This window comes from Streptomyces sp. NPDC092370 (genome assembly GCF_044755265.1).
Taxonomy (GTDB): Bacteria; Actinomycetota; Actinomycetes; order Streptomycetales; family Streptomycetaceae; genus Streptomyces.
In genome coordinates, this window is sequence record NZ_JBIVQO010000001.1 from 791,638 (window position 1) to 811,326 (window position 19,689).

Genomic DNA, 19,689 nt, shown 5'->3' on the forward strand with positions numbered 1-19,689 from the left:
GAACCCCCTGGGCATGGCGAAGGCGACGGCCCCGGGGATCAGGGGGCCGCCGCCTTCGGTCGGTGGGGTGGGCCTGGTTCGGCACCGGCAACCGGTCCGCGGGCCGTGCGGGGCGGCGGGCAGCGGTCGTCCACGGAAGCAGCCGCGCCGGGCGCGCGCAAAGGCCCCTCTTACTAGGGAGGGCAGCACCGCAGCGCAGGTCGGACCCTGTGACCGGGGCTTGTCGCTACGGCCCCGCCTCGTACATGACCCGTGTCACGTGGGCAGCCTCACTTCCCGGCGGTCTCGAACGTGACCGGCGTCTCGAAGGCCGCCCGGCGCGTGGCCCTGCGCAGCGCCCGGAGGACCGCGGGGCCGAGGGTGAGCGTCAGGACGACCGTGACGACGGCCCGGCCCAGGTCCCAGCCGAGTGACGTGGCGACGCAGTACGCGACGAAACGGGCCAGGTTCACGGCGACGGGCGCGTGCGGGTCGAAGGCCACGTTCGAGGCGAGGGCGCTCATGAAGGGCCAGCCCGCCATGTTCATCACCGTGCCGTAGGCGAACGCGGCGAGCAAGCCGTAGCAGGCGAGCATCGCGAGCTCTGCCCGGCCGCGCAGCCGGTCCGGGCCGGGCAGCAGGCCCGCGCCCATCGCGAACCAGCCCATCGCCAGCATCTGGAACGGCAGCCACGGCCCGACCCCGCCGGTGAGCAGCGCGGACGCGAACATCGTCACCGAGCCGAGGACGAACCCGAAGCCCGGCCCGAGCACCCGGCCGCTCAGCACCATCAGGAAGAACATCGGCTCGATACCGGCCGTACCGGCGCCGATCGGCCGCAGGGCCGCCCCGGCGGCGGCGAGCACCCCGAGCATCGCGACCGCCTTCGGGCCGAGGCCCGACTCCGATATCGCCGCTGCCACGACCGCCACCAGCAGCACCAGCAGGCCCGCGAAGAGCCAGGGCGCGTCCTGCGCGTGCGCGCTGAGCCGTGAGGTGGGCGGGGTGAGGAAGGGCCAGCCGAAACCGGCGATCCCCACGGCACTGACCAGGACCAGGGCGGCGAGGGAGCGGGGGCCGAGGCGGACGGCTCTGGCCTGCCGTTGCGTGCTCATGTGGTGGTCTCGAGAGCGAGGGCCGCGCGGACCTGGGCGACCGTGAGCCACTGCTGAGGTGCCAGGATCTTGGTGACCTGCGGGGCGAAGGACGGGGAGGAGACCACGATGTCCGCCGTCGGACCGTCGGCGATCACCTCGCCCTCGGCGAGCAGGACGACCCGGTGGGCGAGCTCCGCCGCCAGTTCCACGTCGTGCGTGGCCAGCACGATGGCGTGCCCCTCGGCGGCAAGGGACCGCAGCACCGCCACCAGCCGGGCCTTCGCCGCGTAGTCCAGACCCCGGGTCGGCTCGTCCAGAAGGATCATCGGAGGCCGGGCGGTCAGCACGACGGCCAGGGCGAGCGCGAGTCGCTGCCCCTCCGAGAGGTCCAGGGGGTGGGTGTCGTCGGTGACGCCCGGGAGAAGCTCGGTGACCAGGGCCCGGCAGGTGCCTGGGCCCGCGCCCGCGTCCTGGTCGGCCGCGGCACACTCGGCGGCGACGGTGTCGGCGTAGAGCAGGTCGCGCGGCTCCTGGGGGACCAGGCCGACCTTGCGGACGAGGTCCTTGGGCGCCGTGCGGTGGGGGGTGCTGCCGCTGACCCGGACGGATCCCGAGCTCGGCGGGACCAGGCCGACCAGGGAGTTGAGCAGGGCGGACTTCCCCGCGCCGTTGCGGCCCATGAGGGCGATGGTTTCGCCGGGGGTGATGGTGAGGTCGATGTGGCGCAGGGCGCGGACGCGGGAGCGGGTGACGGAGAGGGCCCGGACTTCGGCCGCGCCTACCGGGGTGGGTCGTTCGGAGGGTTTGCGGGTGCCGGTCGAATGTGTTTGATCGCGCGGTTCCCCGCGCCCCTTGGGGGCGCTCTCCAGCCGTTGCCTCAGATCGGCCGCCCTGCGACGGGCGTCGCGGACCGTCAGCGGGAGAGGATCCCAGCCCGCCAGGCGGCCCAGGTCCACCACCGGCGGGTACACCGGGGACACGGCCATCACCTCGGCCGGGGGGCCCACCACGGGGGCAGCCCCCGGGCTCGGCAACAGGACGACCTGGTCGGCGTACTGGATGACGCGTTCCAGGCGGTGCTCGGCCAAGAGGACCGTGGTGCCGAGGTCGTGCACGAGCCGCTGGAGGACGGCCAGTACCTCCTCGGCGGCCGCCGGGTCCAGCGCGGAGGTCGGCTCGTCCAGGACGAGGACGCTCGGGTGCGGGGTGAGGACCGAGCCGATCGCGACGCGCTGCTGCTGCCCGCCGGAGAGCGTGGCGATCGGGCGGTCGCGCAGACCGGCGAGGCCCAGCAGGTCGAGCGTCTCCTCGACGCGGCGGCGCATCACGTCCGGGGCGAGGCCCAGCGACTCCATGCCGTAGGCGAGTTCGTCCTCGACGGTGTCGGTGACGAAGTGGGAGAGCGGGTCCTGGCCGACCGTGCCCACGACGTCGGCCAGTTCGCGCGGCTTGTGCGTGCGGGTGTCGCAGCCGGCGACCGTGACCCGGCCGCGCAGGGTGCCGCCGGTGAAGTGCGGGACGAGTCCGCTGACCGCGCCCAGGACGGTGGACTTGCCCACGCCGGACGGACCGGCCAGCAGGACCAGTTCGCCCTCCGGGACCTCGAAGTCGACACCCCGCACGGTGGGCCCGGCGGCCCCGTCGTACGTCACGGAGACATCCTCGAAGCGGATCACGACGGCTCCTCGGGATCGGGGGCGACGAAAGCGGGCAGCAGGCCGAGCAGGACGGCCGCGGCCGGCCACAGGGGCAGGGTGGGGGTGACCAGGGGCACCACACCGGGGTGCAGCGCTGCGGGGTCGCGGGACGCGGCGAGGGCGAGCAGGACCGCGACCGCCACGCCGGAGGCCACGACCAGCCCGGCGCGCACGTCCCAGCGGTCCGGGCGGTAGCGGGTGCGGAGCGAGCGGCGTCCGCCGAGCTTGAGACCCGCGAGGGCGGCGGCGAGACCCGCGAGGAGCACGGGGAAGCCGTAGCCGGGGCCGTCGGCCGTGAGGAGGCCGTACGTTCCCGCGCAGACGCCGAGCAGGCCGCCGAGGGTCAGGGCGGTGGTGGTACGCCGGACCACGGGGGGGACCTGGGCGGTACGGCCGTAGCCGCGGGCGTCCATCGCGGCGGCGAGGGCGACGGAACGCTCCAGCGCGCCCTCCAGGACCGGGAGGCCCACCTGCACCAGGCCCCTGATGCCCTGGTCCGGGCGGCCGCGCAGACGGCGGGCCGCCCGCAGGCGCCGGACGTCGGCGATGAGGTTCGGGGCGAAGGTGAGGGCGACGACGACCGCGACACCCAACTCGTACAGGGCGCCCGGGAGGGACTTGAGGAGGCGGGAGGGGCTGGCGAGGGCGTTCGCGGCGCCGACGCAGACGAGGAGGGTGGCCAGCCTCAGACCGTCGTACAGGGCGAAGGTGAGAGCCTCCGCGGTCACCTCGCCGCCGAGGCGGATGCCCTGGGCCCAGGCGGGGAGGGGGAGTTCGGGGAGCGTGAGGAGGGTGTGCGTGCCGGGGATCGGCGAGCCGAGGACGGTGGCGAAGAGCAGTCGGACGAGGATCACGGCGAGGGCGAGTTTGACGAAGGCGCCGTAGGAGCGGGACCAGGGGGTGTCGGGGCGGCGGGTGGCCACGACGTAGGCGGAGACCGTGATGAGGAGGGCGAGGAGCAGGGGGTTGGTGGTGCGGGTGGCCGCGGTGCCGAGGGACAGGGACCAGAGCCACCAGGCACCGGGGTGCAGTTGAGCCCGGTGCCGGTGCAGGCACCGGGTGCTGCTACCCACGCCGTCGTACCTGCCGGACCGCCGCACCACCCAGGACCACCACCAGGGCGATGCCCCCGACCAGGCCCAGGGACGGCCCGTCGTCCGACGGGGAGTTCTTCCCCGCTGCGGGCCTCTGCTTCTGCTGCTTGCGGGAGACCTGTTCGCCGCAGCCCTTCTCCGGATAGCCCGAGATCGCACACAACAGGGCGTTGGTGTCGTAGCGCAGCGGCTCGGCCACCGAGGCCAGGGCCTGGGCCGTCGTCGCGTCGGGGGAGACCCGGGCGCAGGCCGTGCGGGCGGAGGGCGGGATCTCGTCCCCGGGGGCGTCCGACGGTGTGCCGAAGTCGATGACCAGGGCCACCCGCTTCCGGCCCTCCTGCGCGGGCGTCTTCGCGCAGATCCTCGCGAAGTCGGCCGTGCCGCGCGGCCGGAGTGCACTCGCGGAGTCCTCGCTCACCGCGAAGCGGAAGCCCTGGACGTCGCCGTCGGAGGGGCGGGCCAGGGACGGACCCTGGGTGGCGTAGACCCAGCGGCCCGCGTCGCGCTCCCAGAACGACCAGTACCGGTACCCGGCGGCCTGGGCCTGGCCCGCGCCCGCACACAGCAGGAGCGAGGCCAGGAGGAGCAGAACGGCCCGGCGGATCACAGCTGCCGCTGCTTCTTGCGGCCGGTGAACAGGAACCCGATGCCGATCCCGGCGACCAGGCAGACGCCGACGTACCACCAGACCCCGAAGAAGTCCGAGCCGGAGTCCTCCTTGTCGTCCGCGGCCTTGGTCTTCCCCGCGGCCTGCGGGGCCGGGCCCGTCGCGCCCAGCTGCTTGACGAGGTCCGCGCCGCCGAAGTCGCGCGGGTTCGTGCCGGTCGCGTGGGCGGCGAGGATCAGCTGGGCGTAGGCGGCCGGACCGCTCTGCGCGGCCCAGGAGGCGGACTTCTTCTCCAGCCACCGCACGGACTTCTCCGCCTGCCCGGTGTCGCCCCGAGCGGCGAGCGCGACGACCGCGTCGGCGGTGTTGCCGAAGTCGGGCTGGGGCTCGGCACCCGCCAGGGCGGACAAAAGGTGGTCGCCGTCCTTGGCGAGGGCGGCGGTGAGATAACCCGCACCGTTCGCCGCCGCCTGCTCGGGCGTGGTGGCCTTCTCGCAGGTCGCCTCGGACTTCTCGCCCGGCTTGACGACCATGCCCTGGCCCAGCGCGCCGAGCACACCGGCCGCCGTGGCGTCGGCGTTGGCGGTGAGCTTGCCCTTCTTGTCCGGCTGGAACGCGAACGCGCCGCCGCCGTCCCCGCCGCAGGGCAGCGCGAGCTTCAGCAGGGCGTCGTAGGGCGACTTGCCGCCCTTCTCGACCTGGTCCGGCTTCTCGCCCGCCGCGACGAGGGCACCGATGACGATCGACGTCGAGTTGGTGTCGCTGGCGCCGCCGGGCGCGTAGCCCCAGCCGCCGTCCTGGTTCTGGACGGACTTCAGCCAGCCGACGGCCTTGCGGCTGACCTCCTCGTGCCCGCCGAGCGCGGCGAGGGCCTGCACCGCCGCCGACGTGGCATTGGTGTCCAGCATCGTCTTGGCGTCGCACGCGGTGGCGGGATCGGGCCGGTACGAGGCGAAGGAGCCGTTCTCGCACTGCTGGCGCACCAGCCACTGCACGGACTTCGCGGCCGGCTTCACCCCCACCGTGTCCTGTGCGAGCAGCGCGAGCGACTGGCGCCAGACGCCGTCGAACTTCGGGTCCGAGTCGCCGTACAGGGCGGAGGGGAACGCCTGGGAGGGCGACGGGGACGGGGCGGCGGCGGCCGGGGTTGCGGCGCCGATCACGGCGACGGCGGCCAGGACCGCGGCGCTGCGGCGGACGTTCATGATCGGCGGGGGCCTCTCCCTGTGGGGGAGCCGGGCAGCACGGGACACCCCGGCGGCTCGGCTCCGTATACCTCGACGGTGCCGTGCACCGGCGATCTGCCGGGCACGTGAGCCGGTCACGAAACCGTACGAAGCGATCCGGCTCACCGCCTCGGAGCGGCGGTATACGGTTGCGGGTCAGCGCCGGAATTGCACCGGCTTCCCCCCGTACGGTGTGATGACGACCCGCTTACTGTACCCGCACGTAGAAATCGGGCCGAGGGGGCCGGGGGGCCGGGGGGCCGGGGCCGCACGGTGGGCTGCGCCTGGGGACGCCCGGGGACGCCGGCCTGCGCGGTGGCACGGTCTCGTGCCGGCCGGTGCGCCGGTGGGGGGCGCGGCTTCGTCCCGGGCGGCGGTTGCGTCCGGTGGGTGGGGCCGATCTCCCCGTATCCGTGGGGTACCGGGTGGGCGGGGTGGCTTCAGGGCCCTCTCCGCACCCGCCTGTGCCATGCTCGCCGCCCTCCTCGCCGGCCCGTCGCCACTGACGCGACCGGCCCCGGGCGAGGTCCTGCGCAGGCGGGGTGCGGTCCGACGGTGAGCCGGATGGAGGTCGAACTCCTGGGCGCTGCCGAGGAGTTGATCCTCTTCGGGGCGCAGACCGGCTAACGTGGGGTTCCCCGACCTCACACGCCAGGAGCGTCCATGACCGACCAGGTGGAGAACTCCCAGCAGGAGCCGTTCCCCAAGATCGACACCTCGGTTCCGCACTCGGCCCGGATCTGGAACTACTGGCTGGGCGGCAGGGACAACTACGAGGTCGACCGGGTGGCCGGTGACGCGTTCCGCGAGATCTTCCCCGGCATCGAGACCGGGGCCCGCGCCGCCCGCTACTTCCTCGCCCGGGCCGTGCGCCACCTGGCCGGCGAGGAGGGCATCCGCCAGTTCCTGGACGTCGGCACCGGGCTGCCCAACGTGGACAACACCCACCAGATCGCCCAGCGGGTGGCCCCGGAGAGCCGGATCGTCTACGTCGACAACGACCCCCTGGTGCTGGCCCACGCCCGCGCCCTGCTGGCCAGTACGACGGAAGGCGTCACCAACTACGTCGACGCGGACCTGCGTGAGCCGGAGACGATCGTCCGGGAAGCCGGGAAGACCCTCGACTTCGACCGGCCCGTCGCCCTCATGCTGATGGGCATCCTGGGCCACATCGAGGACCACGACGAGGCCCGCTCGATCGTGCGCCGGCTGGTGGACGCCCTTCCTCCCGGCAGCTACCTGGTGCAGTACGACTCCACCGACACCAGCGAGGACTACGTCCGGGCCATCCAGCAGTACAACGAGGGCGGTTCGATCCCGTACATCCTGCGCAACCCCGAGCAGATCGAGCGCTACTTCGACGGTCTGGAACTGCTCGAACCGGGTGTGGCGTCGTGCTCACGCTGGCGACCCGACGCCGCGGCCCTGGGACTGCCCGCGGAGGTGCACCAGTACGGCGGGGTGGCCCTCAAGCGCTGACCCTCAGGTCTCCTGGAGGATGCGGTGCAGGACGGTCGGAGTCTCGTCCGGCGACTCGGCCTCGACCACCAGCCGGTTCATGGCGTCCCAGTAGCGCTCGATCTCGGCCGGCCGGTCGGGGTGGAGGGCGGTGGTGAGCTGCTCCAGGCAGACCACGTCGGGCAACTGCCCGCCGGGCAGCCGCAGAATGGTGACCGGGCCGCCCTCCGCCGCATGGCCGCCGGCGGCGAACGGCAGGACCTGGATCGTGACCTGCGGCAGCCGGCAGAGCTCGATGAGATGCCTGAGCTGGGCGCGCATCACGGGGATGCCGCCCACCGGGCGGCGCAGTGCCGCCTCGTCGATCACGGCCCACAGCCGGGTCGCCGGCTGCCGGTGCAGGATCCGCTGGCGGGCCATCCGCAACGCGACCCGGCGATCGATCTGTGCCGCACCCGCGTCCGGGTGGGCGAGCCGGACGGCCGCCCGCGCGTAGTCGGCGGTCTGGAGCAGGTCGGGGACCCGCTGGACCTGGAAGCAGCGGATGAGGCTCGCCGCCTGCTCGGCGCCCAGGCAGGTCTGCGTCCAGGCGGGCACCACATCGCTGTAGGACCGCCACCAGGCCGGGGTGTTGGCCTGCTCGGCCAGTGCCAGCAAGGTGGCGCGTTCGGCCTCGTCCGTGACGCCGTAGAGGGTGAGCAGATCGGCGACGTCACGCAGTTTGAAGCCGTGGCGGCCGGCCTCCATCCGGCTGATCTTGGAGGCGGAGGCGCGGATGACGTGGCCCGCGTCCGCCCGGTCGATGCCGCGCTCCTGCCGCAGCCCGCGCAGCCGGGCGCCCAGCGCCAGCCGCGGCACCATGGGCCCGGCGCACCCGCCCTCCAGGGCCTCGCCGCCGGTCGATGTGCGTGCGGCCTCTTCGGTGCCCATGGGCATCTCTCCCGGTGCGTGCGTTGCGTCCGACCATCCTAGGGGGCGCCCAGGACGTCAAGGGCCTTATGACGCAGGCACGTTCGGGCGTGGGGTGGGTCCGCCGAAGGGGAGGTGGAGGGTTCGTGAGGCGAGCAGCCACGTCCCGTCGGTCCGGTGGAACGTGTCCTCGTAGTGCCCGATCTGGACCGGCGGCCCGGCCGGGATGACACCGCCCCCGTACCCGTCGACGCGGTACGTCGTGAAGTAGGAGATCGCCCCGGCCGTGTCCGGGGACGTCACCGTGACCAGGATGTTGGACATCATGCGGCGGGACAGCCGGTCGGCGGGACGGGAGCCGAAGTACGCACGCAGGGCCTCGCGGCCCTTGACCAGCCGCCCGTCCGGCGGCCACTGCCAGACGCCGTCCTCGGTGAACAGCTCGGCGACCGAGGAGGGTTCGCCGAGGTCGAGCCGGTGGACGAAGTCGAGGACGAGGCGCTCGCAGGCGCGCTCGGCGAGGAGGCGTTCCATGGGGTCCATGGGTGTTTCGTAGCATCCGGGCGAGCCGTCCGGCGACGCGTTTCGCACCGCGCGGCGCGCTTGCCCCGCGTCGTCTTCACACCGCCACGTACGTCACAGGATCGCTCCCCGGCACCGCCTCCGCCCGCCCCAGCTTCACCAGCCGGCGCAGATGGGCCTCCGCCTCCGATACGGCGATGGTGCGGGAGCCGTAGGGGATCTGCTCCCAGGGGCGGTTCCACTCCATGCGCTCGGCGAGCCGCCAGGGGGTGAGGGGTTCGGCGAGGAGGGCCAGCAGGGCGGTCAGACGGGCCTCGTGGTGGGTGAGGAGCTCACGCACCCGGGCGGCGGCGTCGCAGAAGGGGTGCTGGTGGGCCGGGAGCACTTCGGCGGGGGCGAGGCGGCCCACGCGTTCGAGGGAGTCGAGGTAGTCGCCCAGGGGGTCGGTCACCGTGGTGTCGTCGGGGTCCTCGTACAGGCCGATGTGCGGGGTGATCTCGGGCAGCAGGTGGTCACCGGAGAACAGGCGGCCCCGGCCGGGGAGTTCGGCGGGGTGGGTCTCCTCCAGGTGGAGGCAGACGTGGCCCGGTGTGTGCCCCGGGGTCCAGAGGGCGCGCAGGCGGCGGCCGGGCAGCTCCAGGAGTTCGCCGGGGGCGATGTCGCGGTCGGGCAGGGCGGGGGAGAGGCCGGGCAGGGTGCGCGGGCGGGGCGCCCGCAGCGGGGCGATGTGCTCCTCGGGGGCGCCGGCCGCGGCGAGCTTGGCCGCCATGTACGAGAACCAGTGCTCGGGACGGGCTTCGCGGGTCCGCCGTACGACCGCGGTGTCCGCCGCGTGCATCGCGATCCACGCGCCCGACGCCTCCCGGACCCGGCCGGACAGGCCGTGGTGGTCGGGGTGGTGGTGGGTGACGACCACGCCGTGGATCTCGGCGACCGAGGTGCCGCACACCGTGAGGCCCTGCGCGAGGATGTCCCAGGACTCCGGGTCGTCCCAGCCGGTGTCGATCAGCACCGGGCCGCGGTCGGTGTCGACGACGTACACCAGCGTGTGGCCGAGCGGGTTGTCCGGGATCGGGACCCGGAGGGACCGGACGCCTCCGCCGTGGTCGGTCACCTGTGTCATGGGCTCCCCCGTCGCCGGCTCCCCGTCACTATAACTAGAACGAGTTCCCATGGGAGGCGCCCGGCGGTGTGCGGTCCGTGGACTCCTCGGGGCGGGGCTGGTATCAGTGGGCATATCTGATGCACCGTCAGAGCACGCTTCCGGAGAGGCAGTCGGCCATGACCGAGCTCGTGGAACACGGACAGCTGTTCATCGGCGGGGAGTTGACCGACCCCCTGGGCCAGGACGTCATCGAGGTGATCTCCCCGCACACCGAGGAGGTCATCGGACGCGTCCCGCACGCCTCGACGGCGGACGTGGACCGGGCCGTGACGGCGGCACGGCGGGCCTTCGACGAGGGGCCCTGGCCGCGCATGAGCCTCGACGAGCGGATCGAGGTCGTCGGCCGGATCAAGGACGCCATCGCCGTCCGGCACGACGAGATCGCCCGCCTGATCTCCGCCCAGAACGGCTCGCCCTACTCCTGGAGCGTCCTCGCCCAGGCCCTCGGCGCGGTGATGGTCTGGGACTCGGCGATCACCGTCGCCCGGAACTTCACCCACGAGGAGCGACGCGACGGCGTGCTGGGCAGGATCCTCGTACGCCGCGAGCCCGTCGGGGTCGTGGCCGCCGTGGTCCCCTGGAACGTCCCGCAGTTCGTCGCCGCCGCCAAGCTCGCCCCGGCGCTGCTCACCGGCTGCACAGTCGTGCTCAAGCCCTCCCCCGAGTCCCCGCTCGACGCCTATCTGCTCGGCGAGATCGCCCGCGAGGCCGGGCTGCCGGAGGGTGTGCTGTCCATCCTGCCCGCGGACCGGGAGGTGAGCGAGTACCTGGTCGGGCACCCCGGCATCGACAAGGTGTCCTTCACCGGGTCGGTCGCGGCCGGCAAGCGCGTGATGGAGGTGGCCGCCCGCAACCTCACGCGGGTGACGCTCGAACTGGGCGGCAAGTCCGCGGCCGTCGTCCTGCCCGACGCCGACGTCGAGACGGCCGTGGCGGGCATCGCCCCCGCGGCCTGGATGAACAACGGACAGGCCTGCGTCGCCCAGACCCGGATCCTCCTGCCGCGCTCCCGCTACGACGAGTTCGCCGACGCCCTCGCCGCCGCCGCGGGCGCCCTGACGGTCGGCGACCCGCTGGACCCGGCCACCCAGGTGGGCCCGCTGGTGGCCCGGCGGCAGCAGCAGCGCAACCTCGACTACATCCGCATCGGGCAGGAGGAAGGCGCCAAGATCCTCACCGGCGGCGGACGCCCGGCCGGCCTCGACCGCGGCTGGTACGTCGAGCCGACCCTCTTCGGCGACGTCGACAACTCCATGCGCATCGCCCGCGAGGAGATCTTCGGCCCGGTGATCTGCCTGCTGCCCTACGACGACGAGTCCGACGCCGTGAGGATCGCGAACGACTCGGACTACGGCCTGAGCGGCAGCGTCTGGACCGCCGACGTCGAGCACGGCATCGACATCGCCCGCCGGGTGCGCACGGGCACGTACTCGGTCAACACCTTCAGCCTGGACATGCTCGGCCCGTTCGGCGGTTACAAGAACTCGGGCCTGGGGCGGGAGTTCGGTCCCGAGGGGTACGGCGAGTACTTGGAGTACAAGATGGTCCACCTCCCGGCGCAGGCGTAGCGATGGGCGACCGCTGGCACGTCGAGGTCGACCGCTCCCTGTGCATCGGCTCCGCGCAGTGCCTCCACCACGCACCGGACGGTTTCCGTCTGGATGCCGCCCGCCAGTCCCGTCCGCTCGCCCCGGACATGGACGCGAACGAACGGGTGCTGGAGGCGGCGGAGAGCTGTCCCACGGAGGCGATCACGATCACGCTGCGGGACGGCGGGGAGGCGGTGTTCCCGCCGGAGGAATAACGCCCGAACAATCATGACGAGAGGGGTTTTATTCCGTTATGGGAGCTTCTATCCTGGAAGTCGGCCTACGAGGCGAGTGAGGGAGTCCGACCGGAGTGGCCGACGTCGGCAGGAGGCTTCGGCTTCCGCTGGTGCCGACTGCGACGGTAGGGCTGAGAGGCCGGAAGGCGCCGGGCCGGAACCCGGCGACCGGAAGGCGACCCCCATCACCTGATCCGGACCATGCCGGCGAAGGGAACCCGTCTCGTAGGTCCCTCGCGTGCCCCGGGTCGCTTCTCCCGCCCGTATGTCACCGGAAGCGATCCAGGAGGTCGCGTACCTCCTCCGCCAAGGGGTTTTCCAGCAGTTCCAGGAGGCACAGAGCCTCCTCGAGATGGGTGCGGGCCTCGGCCCGGCGCGATTCGATCCGCAGTCGGCCCAGTTCCACGAGGGAGTGGGCGAGGCCGGGGCGGTCATCCGCGAGGCGCCGAAGCGTGACGGCCTGCTCGTACCACCCAGCCGCGGCCTCCGCGTCCTGCATGCGCGTGCCGGCCTCACCCAACTGGTGAAGCACCGCGGCCTCCGTCAGCACGTCGTTCGCTGCACGGGACATGTCCAGTGCGGCAAGCAGGTGCTCCCGTGCCCTCTCGGGATTGCCGAGGAGCAGGCTGATCGTGCCGAGTTCGTTCAGGCTGATCGCCTGGCTGCGCTCGTTCTGCTCGGCACGGTGGTGTTCCAGGGCCCGCTTCTGCTGCACATAGGCTTCTTCGTAGCGGCCCGCGATCCGCAGCGTCCATGCGAGGTTGGAGGTGGCGATGCTCTCCCACTTCCGGTCGCCGATCCTGCGGCTGAGGGCGAGCGCGGCGCTGAAGTTCTCGGCCGCCTCGGCGTGCCGCCCGACCTCGCCGAGTGCTCCGCCCATGCAGATGTGAGCCCAGATCTCCGCCCAGGCGTTCCGGTTCAGGCGGGCGGCTTGCAGAGCCGTCGCGGACAGGTCGTGACGGTAGGTGTGGTGATGGCGGACCACGAAGTAGTAGATGAGGGCTACCGGGATCTTCCACGCCATGTCGTGCATGCCCCGCTTCATGGCCTGGTCGACTGCGGCGACGATGTTGGCGATCTCCGTGTCACACCAGGCGAGGGCTGCGGCAGGGTCGGCGAAGCCGGGCGCCGACGGGGGTGACGTTTCCTCGTCCTCGTCCTCGTCCAGGGGTACGTGCCGGCGTTGTGGAGCCAGCACCCGGTCGGCGCGATCACAGAGACGGAGGTAGTGCAGGAGTTCACGCCGCACCGCGGCGTCGCGTTCGGCCACCGGCTCTTCGGCGAGGACCCGTTCCTCGGCGTAATCGCGCACCAGGTCGTGGAACCGGAACCTTTTGTTCGACATCTCCTCCAGCAGGTTGTCGGCCTTCAGGGCGCGGAGCACGCGCAGTGCCGCGGTCGGCGGCATGTTGATCAGTGCGGCGGCGGAGTCGGAGGAGAACTCGGGGCCCGCGTGCAGGCTGAGCAGCCGGAATGCACGTGCCTTGGCCGGGGTGAGACTGTTGTACGACCACGAGAGCACCATGCGCATTCCCGTCTCCTCGTCCGGACTGGTCAGGATTGTCAGCCGGTCTTCGGTGTCGGACAGGTCTCGGACTAGATCGGCGATGTCGCCGGGCGTGTGAGCCTGCTGCGCGGCGATCCGCACGGTGAGGGGCAGAGTGCCGCACTGACTGATCAGGCTCGTGATCTGTCGGCTCTCGGCCTGTCCTGAAACGCGGGAGAACAATTCGATGGCATCGCGTCGGGGCAGTGGCCGCAAGGGCACGCGCCCGGCTCCCTGGGTCACCTCCAGGGCAGCCAGATCGCTACGACTGGTGACGACCACGCTGCATCCAGGAGTCCCTGGCAGGAGCGGCAGCACCTGGTCGGCGTGGCGTGCGTTGTCGGCGATGATGAGCAGGCGCTTGCCGTGCACCATGGAACGGAACTGTGCGGACATGGCGTCGAGGCGTCCCTGCAGATGGCCCATGGGAGCGTCCAGGGCCAGCAGGAAGGCGTGCAGGGCCTCCTCGGGCCGTTGCGGGGGCAGTGCGTGGTAGCCACGCAGGTCCGTGTAGAGCTGCCCGTCAGGGAAACAGTCCATCGCCTGGTGAGCCCACCACACCGCCAGCGCGCTCTTCCCCACACCGGCCTGCCCCGACACCACGGTCAGGCCGTTGCCCTCGCGGGCCGCTCGATGCAAGCGCGCGATCTCCGCCGTGCGGTCGGTGAAGTGAGTGGTTGCTCGCGGCAGCTGGTGAGGAGGAGACGCGAGGACTCCCCCTGAAGATCCGCTCTGTGCCCCCACGTCGCCGGTTCCCCTCCTGCGTATTGTCCGGGCGGAGCGTGACCCGCCTGTCAGAGTGATATGCGTCGGCCGGCCGAAGGTGAAACGCCCGATGTCGCGCCAGGGCCCTCGTACGCCGCCGCGCCCTGGACGGTCACCAGCCCGGGGGCACGGTAAGCCCCGGTGGCGGTGAATTCGGTCCGCTTGCCGGCAGCAATCCCGTCGGTGCCGTACCTCGGGCGTTCGTGAAGTCGACTCGGCCGCCGGAGAGGCTCCGGTTGTCGAAGCGGACTGCGGCACCTATGAAGGCGGCGCCCGCGAAGCCGACGACTCCGGCGGAGAACAGTGTGTCCGTGAACGTGACTCTGCCGCCGGAGAAGGTGGCATCGTCGAACCTGACCGTGCTTCCTGAAAACCGGGCGCCGTTGAATCCGACGCGGCCGCCGGTGCATTCCGCGGACTCGAAGCTGACCATTCCCCGCGAGAAGGTCGCGCCGTCGAAGCCGACTCTTCCGGCGGAGAACATCGTGTTGCTGAAGTCAGCCGTGCCGCCGGAGAACGCGGCGCCGCTGAAGTCGACCGTGCCCCCGGAGAACGCCGAGCCACCGAAGGCGATCACGCCGCCGGAAAACACCGACCCGCTGAAGTCGACCCTGCCGCTGGAGAACGCGCTACCGGAGAAGTCGGCCGTGCCACCGGAGAACTCCAAGCCCGTGAAGGCGATCGCACCGCCGCAGAACGTCGCTCCAGTGAAGTCGACGGTGCCTCCCGAGAAGCACGCGCCCGAGAAGGAGGTGGTGCCCCCCGGGAAGACCGCTCCGGTGAACCTGACCATCCCCCCCGAGAACACCGAACGGGAGAAGTCACCGCCGTCGAAGGTGACGTCGGTGAAGTCGAGGTCATGGCCTTGCCACGAATGCTGATGCTGGACAGGCAGCCGCAGGTGGTCCCGGACGAGCCGGATGACCGTATGCCTGACTTCCCGAAGAGCGAGGTAGGTCTGGCGGGCTTCCACCTCGCCCGCCACGAGATCGGCCTCCGCCGTGTAGGGAAGCCGCAGGTAGGCGCACAGGACATCGATGCAGGTCTGGCGAAGTGCGCGGGTGGGGGCGTCGTCGGCGAGTCCGGCCAGGGCGTGCACCCCGCCGAGACGGACGGCAGCGGACTCGTCGCCGAGTTGCGAGACGGCGGCGGTGAAGCGCTCGGTGTGCAGCCGGGTGCTTTCCCGCAGGGCGCCGTCCTCGTCGACTCGCTGGCGTCGGTAGGCGACGACCAGGGCCACCAGTGCACCGGCTCCGGCGACGACGCCGAAGGACAACTTCACGAGGTCGAACAGGGTCTTGGAGTCGACGCGGCGTTCCGGCTTCAGTCCGCGTGCGTCGAGCAGGTCCCATCCCGTGAAGAACACCGTGGCGGCGACCAGTACGGCCGTGGCGAAGGCCGTGGACAGGGCGAGGCCGACCGGCCACAGACGAAGGCCGCGCCGTTCGGGCTCGCGCCGGGGCGTACGAAGGCTCACCCTTCTCAGGACTGTCCTCAGGCGCTCCTGGTTGCACGCGTTCTAATGGGCCGCCCTCGGTGCCGTCAGGTCGATCAGGCGGCACACCGTCTCGATGTCGATCTTCACCTGGGCGATCGAGGCGCGCCCCGACAGCCAGGTGATCAACGCCGAGTGCCAGGTGTGCTCGATGACCCGGACCGCCGAGAGCTGCTCCGGAGTCGGGTTCTCCTGGCCCATCGCGTCCAGGATGATCGCCGTCGTCTGGCGGGAGACCTGGTCGACCTCCGGGCTCACACTGCGGTCGGCGAAGGTCAGCGCGCGGACCATCGCGTCGGCCAGGTGCGGCTCGCGCTGCAGCGCCCGAAAGGCCCGCATCAGCGTCTCCGCGACGCGCTCGGCCGCCGTCTCGCCCTGCGGGGGCTTCTTCCGCAGGGTGCCGTGCATGTGCTCCAACTGGTCCTGCATCGTGGCGACCAGGAGGTGGATCTTGGAAGGGAAGTAGCGGTACAGCGTGCCGAGAGCCACCTGCGAGGACTCGGCGACCTCCCGCATCTGCACGGCGTCGAAGCCGCCCCTGCTGGCCAGTTGCGCGCTGGTGTGCAGAATGCGGCGCCGCCGGGCCTCCTGCCGCTCCGTGAGGGGGGCGGAGGCGGGGGCCGCCGCTCTGGCTTCCACCTTGGCCGGCTTGTTCACCTTGGCGCTCACCTTGGCTTCTGCGGGCATGGTTCGAATCCCGTTCCGTGACCGTCCGTGAGGACGAGTGATCACACAGCATGGCACGGCACCGGCCGTGGCGTGAATCACCTGATCCACCGGTCACAGCGCCCTTACCTGCCGGTAGATTCGGAGCCTCCGAACGATCAAGTCTGAAACTTGTTCTAGATTAGCGTCCCGGCGTAATGTCGCGGGACAGTGCAGGAAGAAGGGGGCTCGGAGTGACCGCTGAGGCCAGGGAGGCCGGGGCCCCGGAGGACCCCGCTGCCGACGGCTTGCGACCGCTCGACATCGCGCTCCTCACCTATAAAGGGAACCCGTTCTGCGGCGGCCAGGGCGTCTATGTCCGGCACCTCTCGCGCGAACTGGCCCGCCTCGGACACCGGGTCGAGGTCATCGGCGCCCAGCCGTACCCCGTGCTCGACGAGGGCTACGACGGGCTGAGCCTCACCGAGCTGCCCAGCCTCGACCTGTACCGCCAGCCGGATCCGTTCCGCACGCCGGGGCGTGGCGAGTACCGCGACTGGATCGACGCGCTGGAAGTCGCGACGATGTGGACGGGCGGCTTCCCCGAACCCCTGACGTTCTCGCTGCGCGCCCGCCGCCATCTGCGCGCCCGCCGCGGCGAGTTCGACGTCGTGCACGACAACCAGACCCTCGGCTACGGCCTGCTGGGCGATGTCGGCGCTCCCCTGGTGACGACCATCCACCACCCCATCACCGTCGACCGGCAGTTGGAGCTGGACGCGGCGGACGGCCGGCGGCGGCGGTGCTCGGTGCGCCGGTGGTACGCCTTCACCCGCATGCAGAAGCGCGTCGCGCGGCGGCTGCCGTCCGTGCTCACCGTCTCCGGCACGTCGCAGCAGGAGATCATCGACCACCTCGGTGTCCGGCGGGACCGCATCCACGTGGTTCACATCGGCGCCGACACCGACCTGTTCTCGCCGGATCCGTCGGTGCCGGTCGTGCCGGGCCGGATCGTGACGACGTCCAGCGCGGACGTGCCGCTCAAGGGCCTGGTGCATCTCGTCGAGGCGCTGGCCAAGGTACGGACCGAACACCCCGGCGCCCATCTCGTCGTCGTCGGCAAGCGGCCCGCCGAAGGGCCGGTCGCCCAGGCGATGGAGCGGTACGGCCTCGCCGGAGCCGTGGAGTTCGTCAAGGGCATCTCCGACGCCGAACTCGTCGACCTCGTGCGCTCGGCGCAGGTCGCGTGCGTGCCGTCGCTCTACGAGGGCTTCTCGCTGCCGGCCGCCGAGGCCATGGCGACGGGCACGCCCCTGCTCGCCACGACCGGTGGCGCCATCCCCGAGGTCGCCGGCCGCGACGGGGAGACGTGCCTGGCGGTACCGCCCGGCGACGCGGGCGCGCTGGCCGCGGGCCTCGGCCGGCTGCTGGGCGACGCGGACCTGCGCGCACGGCTCGGCGCGGCCGGGCGCGAGCGGGTACTGCGGCACTTCACCTGGGCCAGGGCCGCCGAGGGCACGGTGGCCCGATACCGCGAGGCCATCGCCCGGGCCGGGAGCGACGGCGGGCGCACGACCTCCGCCGCCTGTGACCGTTCCGCGACGGAAGACACCCGCTCCGCGCACCGGGTTCCCGGCCGTTCCGCGACCGGAGCCGCCACCGGTTCGGCGGTAGCCGATTCCCCGGCCGGGGCCGTCGCTCCGGCGAGTGCCGGACCGGGGGCTGCGGCCGGTGCGGGATCCGCGGCTCCCACAGATGTAGAAGGCGTCAACTCCGAAAGCAGGGCCACGTGCTGACCGTCGACTTCTCCCGGTTCCCGCTCGCCCCGGGTGACCGTGTCCTGGACCTCGGCTGCGGTGCCGGGCGGCACGCGTTCGAGTGTTACCGGCGGGGCGCGCAGGTCGTGGCGCTGGACCAGAACGCCGAGGAGATCCGCGAGGTCGCCAAGTGGTTCGCGGCGATGAAGGAGGCCGGCGAGGCCCCCGAGGGCGCCACCGCCACGGCCATGGAGGGCGACGCCCTCGCGCTGCCCTTCCCCGACGAGTCCTTCGACGTCGTGATCATCTCCGAGGTGATGGAACACATCCCGGACGACAAGGGCGTCCTCGCGGAGATGGTCCGGGTGCTCAAGCCCGGCGGGCGCATCGCCGTCACCGTCCCGCGCTACGGCCCCGAGAAGGTCTGCTGGTCCCTCTCCGACGCCTACCACGAGGTGGAGGGCGGCCACATCCGCATCTACAAGGCGGACGAACTGCTGGAGAAGATCCGTGAGGCCGGCCTCGAGCCCTACGGCACGCACCACGCCCATGCCCTGCACTCGCCCTACTGGTGGCTCAAGTGCGCGTTCGGTGTCGACAACGACAAGGCGCTGCCGGTGCGGGCGTACCACAAGCTGCTCGTCTGGGACATCATGAAGAAGCCCCTGGCCACCCGGGTCGCCGAGCAGGCGCTGAACCCGCTGATCGGCAAGAGCTTCGTGGCGTACGCGACCAAGCCGCACCTGCCGCGTCTGGCCGACACCGGGGCGGACGCCACGTGACCACTCCCCGGACGGAACATCTGGTCCTGCCCGGGGTCCTCACCGCCGGGCAGGCCGCCGCGACCGTCGCCGGCATCCTCGCCGTGCAGCGCGAGGACGGGGCGATCCCCTGGTTCAGGGGGCACCACCTCGACCCCTGGGACCACGTCGAGGCGGCCATGGCCCTCGACACGGCCGACGAGCACGAGGCCGCCGAGCGCGCCTACGGGTGGCTGGCCCGGCACCAGAACGAGGACGGCTCCTGGTACGCGGCCTACACCGACGGCGAGTTCGACGCGGTCACCGACCGGGGCCGGGAGACCAACTTCGTCGCCTACATAGCCGTGGGCGTCTGGCACCACTACCTCTCCACCGGCGACGACGCGTTCCTGGACCGGATGTGGCCGGCGGTGTACGCGGCGATGGAGTTCGTGCTGCGCCTCCAGCAGCCCGGCGGGCAGGTCGGCTGGCGGCGCGACGACGACGGGACGGAGACGACGGACGCCCTGCTGACCGGGAGCTCCTCCATCCACCACGCGTTGCGCTGCGCGCTGGCCATCGCCGAGCAGCGGGAAGAGCCGCAACCCGACTGGGAGTTGGCGGCGGGTGCGCTGCGGCACGCCATACGCCACCACCCCGAGCGGTTCCTCGACAAGAACCGCTACTCGATGGACTGGTACTACCCGGTGCTCGGCGGCGCGCTGACCGGTGCGGCGGCCAAGGCCCGCATCGAGGAGGACTGGGACCGGTTCGTCGTCCCCGGGCTGGGGGTGCGGTGCGTGGTTCCCAACCCGTGGGTCACGGGCGGTGAGTCCGCCGAACTCGCCCTCGCGCTGTGGGCGATGGGGGAATCGGACCGTGCGCTGGAGATCCTTCAGTCCATCCAGCACCTGCGCGACCCGGAGAGCGGGCTGTACTGGACGGGATACGTCTTCGACGACGACGCGATCTGGCCGCGGGAGCTGACCACGTGGACGGCGGGGTCGCTGTTGCTGGCCGTGGCCGCGCTCGGGGGTCACGAGGCCACGTGCCAGGTGTTCGGTGGGGAGCAGTTGCCCATGGGGCTCGAGGCGGAGTGCTGCGCCTGAGCGCTCGAGGGCTCGCCGGGGCCGCGGGCGCGCGCGGTGTGTGGTTGCTCGCG

17 protein-coding genes and 1 riboswitch are annotated in these 19,689 nt (G+C 72.0%); of the genes, 6 read left to right on the plus strand and 11 right to left on the minus strand.

Going from position 1 to position 19,689, the window contains the following annotated elements:
• Positions 1-269 precede the first annotated feature (269 nt).
• The 5 genes from ACIQHQ_RS03525 to ACIQHQ_RS03545 are packed head-to-tail and all read right to left on the minus strand — an operon-like array spanning position 270 to position 5,679.
• Positions 270-1,094, minus strand: a complete 825-nt coding sequence (locus ACIQHQ_RS03525) for an ECF transporter S component (protein WP_402609646.1) — start codon at positions 1,092-1,094, stop codon at positions 270-272.
• Complete coding sequence (locus tag ACIQHQ_RS03530; RefSeq protein WP_402609648.1) at positions 1,091-2,752, minus strand: ABC transporter ATP-binding protein; 1,662 nt, start codon at positions 2,750-2,752, stop codon at positions 1,091-1,093. Before ACIQHQ_RS03530 ends, ACIQHQ_RS03525 begins: the two co-directional genes overlap by 4 nt.
• Positions 2,749-3,846 carry an energy-coupling factor transporter transmembrane component T gene (locus tag ACIQHQ_RS03535; protein ID WP_402609650.1) on the minus strand — a complete coding sequence of 366 codons (1,098 nt, stop codon included), beginning with the start codon at positions 3,844-3,846 and terminating at the stop codon, positions 2,749-2,751. The genes ACIQHQ_RS03530 and ACIQHQ_RS03535 overlap by 4 nt, the downstream gene beginning before the upstream one ends.
• Entirely contained in the window at positions 3,839-4,474 is a 636-nt protein-coding gene (locus ACIQHQ_RS03540) for an SCO2322 family protein (protein WP_402609652.1), read from the minus strand. The genes ACIQHQ_RS03535 and ACIQHQ_RS03540 overlap by 8 nt, the downstream gene beginning before the upstream one ends.
• The gene (locus ACIQHQ_RS03545) at positions 4,471-5,679 is read right to left on the minus strand and encodes a prenyltransferase/squalene oxidase repeat-containing protein (RefSeq protein ID WP_402609654.1); all 1,209 of its coding nucleotides are present in this window, start codon (positions 5,677-5,679) and stop codon (positions 4,471-4,473) included. The genes ACIQHQ_RS03540 and ACIQHQ_RS03545 overlap by 4 nt, the downstream gene beginning before the upstream one ends.
• A gap of 113 nt (positions 5,680-5,792) precedes the next feature.
• Positions 5,793-5,928: riboswitch (cobalamin riboswitch) on the minus strand.
• A gap of 435 nt (positions 5,929-6,363) precedes the next feature.
• Here ACIQHQ_RS03545 and ACIQHQ_RS03550 point away from each other — a divergent pair.
• Positions 6,364-7,179 carry an SAM-dependent methyltransferase gene (locus ACIQHQ_RS03550; protein ID WP_402609656.1) on the plus strand — a complete coding sequence of 272 codons (816 nt, stop codon included), beginning with the start codon at positions 6,364-6,366 and terminating at the stop codon, positions 7,177-7,179.
• A 3-nt stretch (positions 7,180-7,182) separates the two neighbouring features.
• Here ACIQHQ_RS03550 and ACIQHQ_RS03555 read toward each other — a convergent pair whose 3' ends face one another.
• The 3 genes from ACIQHQ_RS03555 to ACIQHQ_RS03565 all read right to left on the minus strand — a co-directional run bounded on the left by ACIQHQ_RS03555 (position 7,183) and on the right by ACIQHQ_RS03565 (position 9,712).
• Positions 7,183-8,088, minus strand: a complete 906-nt coding sequence (locus ACIQHQ_RS03555) for a helix-turn-helix domain-containing protein (protein WP_402609658.1) — start codon at positions 8,086-8,088, stop codon at positions 7,183-7,185.
• Between the two features lie 66 nt (positions 8,089-8,154).
• Positions 8,155-8,610: a nuclear transport factor 2 family protein gene (locus ACIQHQ_RS03560; protein ID WP_402609660.1), complete on the minus strand. Its 456-nt coding sequence runs from the start codon at positions 8,608-8,610 to the stop codon at positions 8,155-8,157.
• Between the two features lie 76 nt (positions 8,611-8,686).
• Positions 8,687-9,712, minus strand: a complete 1,026-nt coding sequence (locus ACIQHQ_RS03565; protein WP_402609663.1) for an MBL fold metallo-hydrolase — start codon at positions 9,710-9,712, stop codon at positions 8,687-8,689.
• A 158-nt stretch (positions 9,713-9,870) separates the two neighbouring features.
• Between ACIQHQ_RS03565 and ACIQHQ_RS03570 the strand changes: the two genes are divergently transcribed.
• Positions 9,871-11,322 (plus strand): aldehyde dehydrogenase, encoded by a 1,452-nt coding sequence (locus tag ACIQHQ_RS03570; protein WP_402609665.1) that lies wholly within the window; start codon positions 9,871-9,873, stop codon positions 11,320-11,322.
• A gap of 2 nt (positions 11,323-11,324) precedes the next feature.
• A complete protein-coding gene (locus ACIQHQ_RS03575; protein WP_402609667.1) occupies positions 11,325-11,558 on the plus strand; it encodes a ferredoxin in 234 nt (77 codons plus the stop codon).
• 289 nt (positions 11,559-11,847) lie between these two features.
• Here the strand turns inward: ACIQHQ_RS03575 and ACIQHQ_RS03580 are convergent, their stop codons facing one another.
• The 3 genes from ACIQHQ_RS03580 to ACIQHQ_RS03590 all read right to left on the minus strand — a co-directional run bounded on the left by ACIQHQ_RS03580 (position 11,848) and on the right by ACIQHQ_RS03590 (position 16,072).
• Positions 11,848-13,764: an ATP-binding protein gene (locus ACIQHQ_RS03580; protein WP_402609669.1), complete on the minus strand. Its 1,917-nt coding sequence runs from the start codon at positions 13,762-13,764 to the stop codon at positions 11,848-11,850.
• A gap of 238 nt (positions 13,765-14,002) precedes the next feature.
• Positions 14,003-15,367, minus strand: coding sequence for a pentapeptide repeat-containing protein (locus ACIQHQ_RS03585; RefSeq protein WP_402609671.1), 1,365 nt, complete (start codon positions 15,365-15,367; stop codon positions 14,003-14,005).
• Positions 15,368-15,409: 42 nt separating this feature from the next.
• Positions 15,410-16,072 (minus strand): TetR family transcriptional regulator, encoded by a 663-nt coding sequence (locus ACIQHQ_RS03590; protein ID WP_402609673.1) that lies wholly within the window; start codon positions 16,070-16,072, stop codon positions 15,410-15,412.
• A 212-nt stretch (positions 16,073-16,284) separates the two neighbouring features.
• Between ACIQHQ_RS03590 and ACIQHQ_RS03595 the strand changes: the two genes are divergently transcribed.
• From ACIQHQ_RS03595 to ACIQHQ_RS03605, 3 genes are read left to right on the plus strand one after another with little or no spacing between them, the layout of a single operon-like run.
• Positions 16,285-17,826, plus strand: a complete 1,542-nt coding sequence (locus tag ACIQHQ_RS03595; RefSeq protein ID WP_402609675.1) for a glycosyltransferase family 4 protein — start codon at positions 16,285-16,287, stop codon at positions 17,824-17,826.
• Positions 17,820-18,569 (plus strand): class I SAM-dependent methyltransferase, encoded by a 750-nt coding sequence (locus ACIQHQ_RS03600; protein WP_053672097.1) that lies wholly within the window; start codon positions 17,820-17,822, stop codon positions 18,567-18,569. Before ACIQHQ_RS03595 ends, ACIQHQ_RS03600 begins: the two co-directional genes overlap by 7 nt.
• A complete protein-coding gene (locus ACIQHQ_RS03605) occupies positions 18,566-19,636 on the plus strand; it encodes a prenyltransferase (protein WP_402609678.1) in 1,071 nt (356 codons plus the stop codon). The genes ACIQHQ_RS03600 and ACIQHQ_RS03605 overlap by 4 nt, the downstream gene beginning before the upstream one ends.
• Positions 19,637-19,689 lie beyond the last annotated feature (53 nt).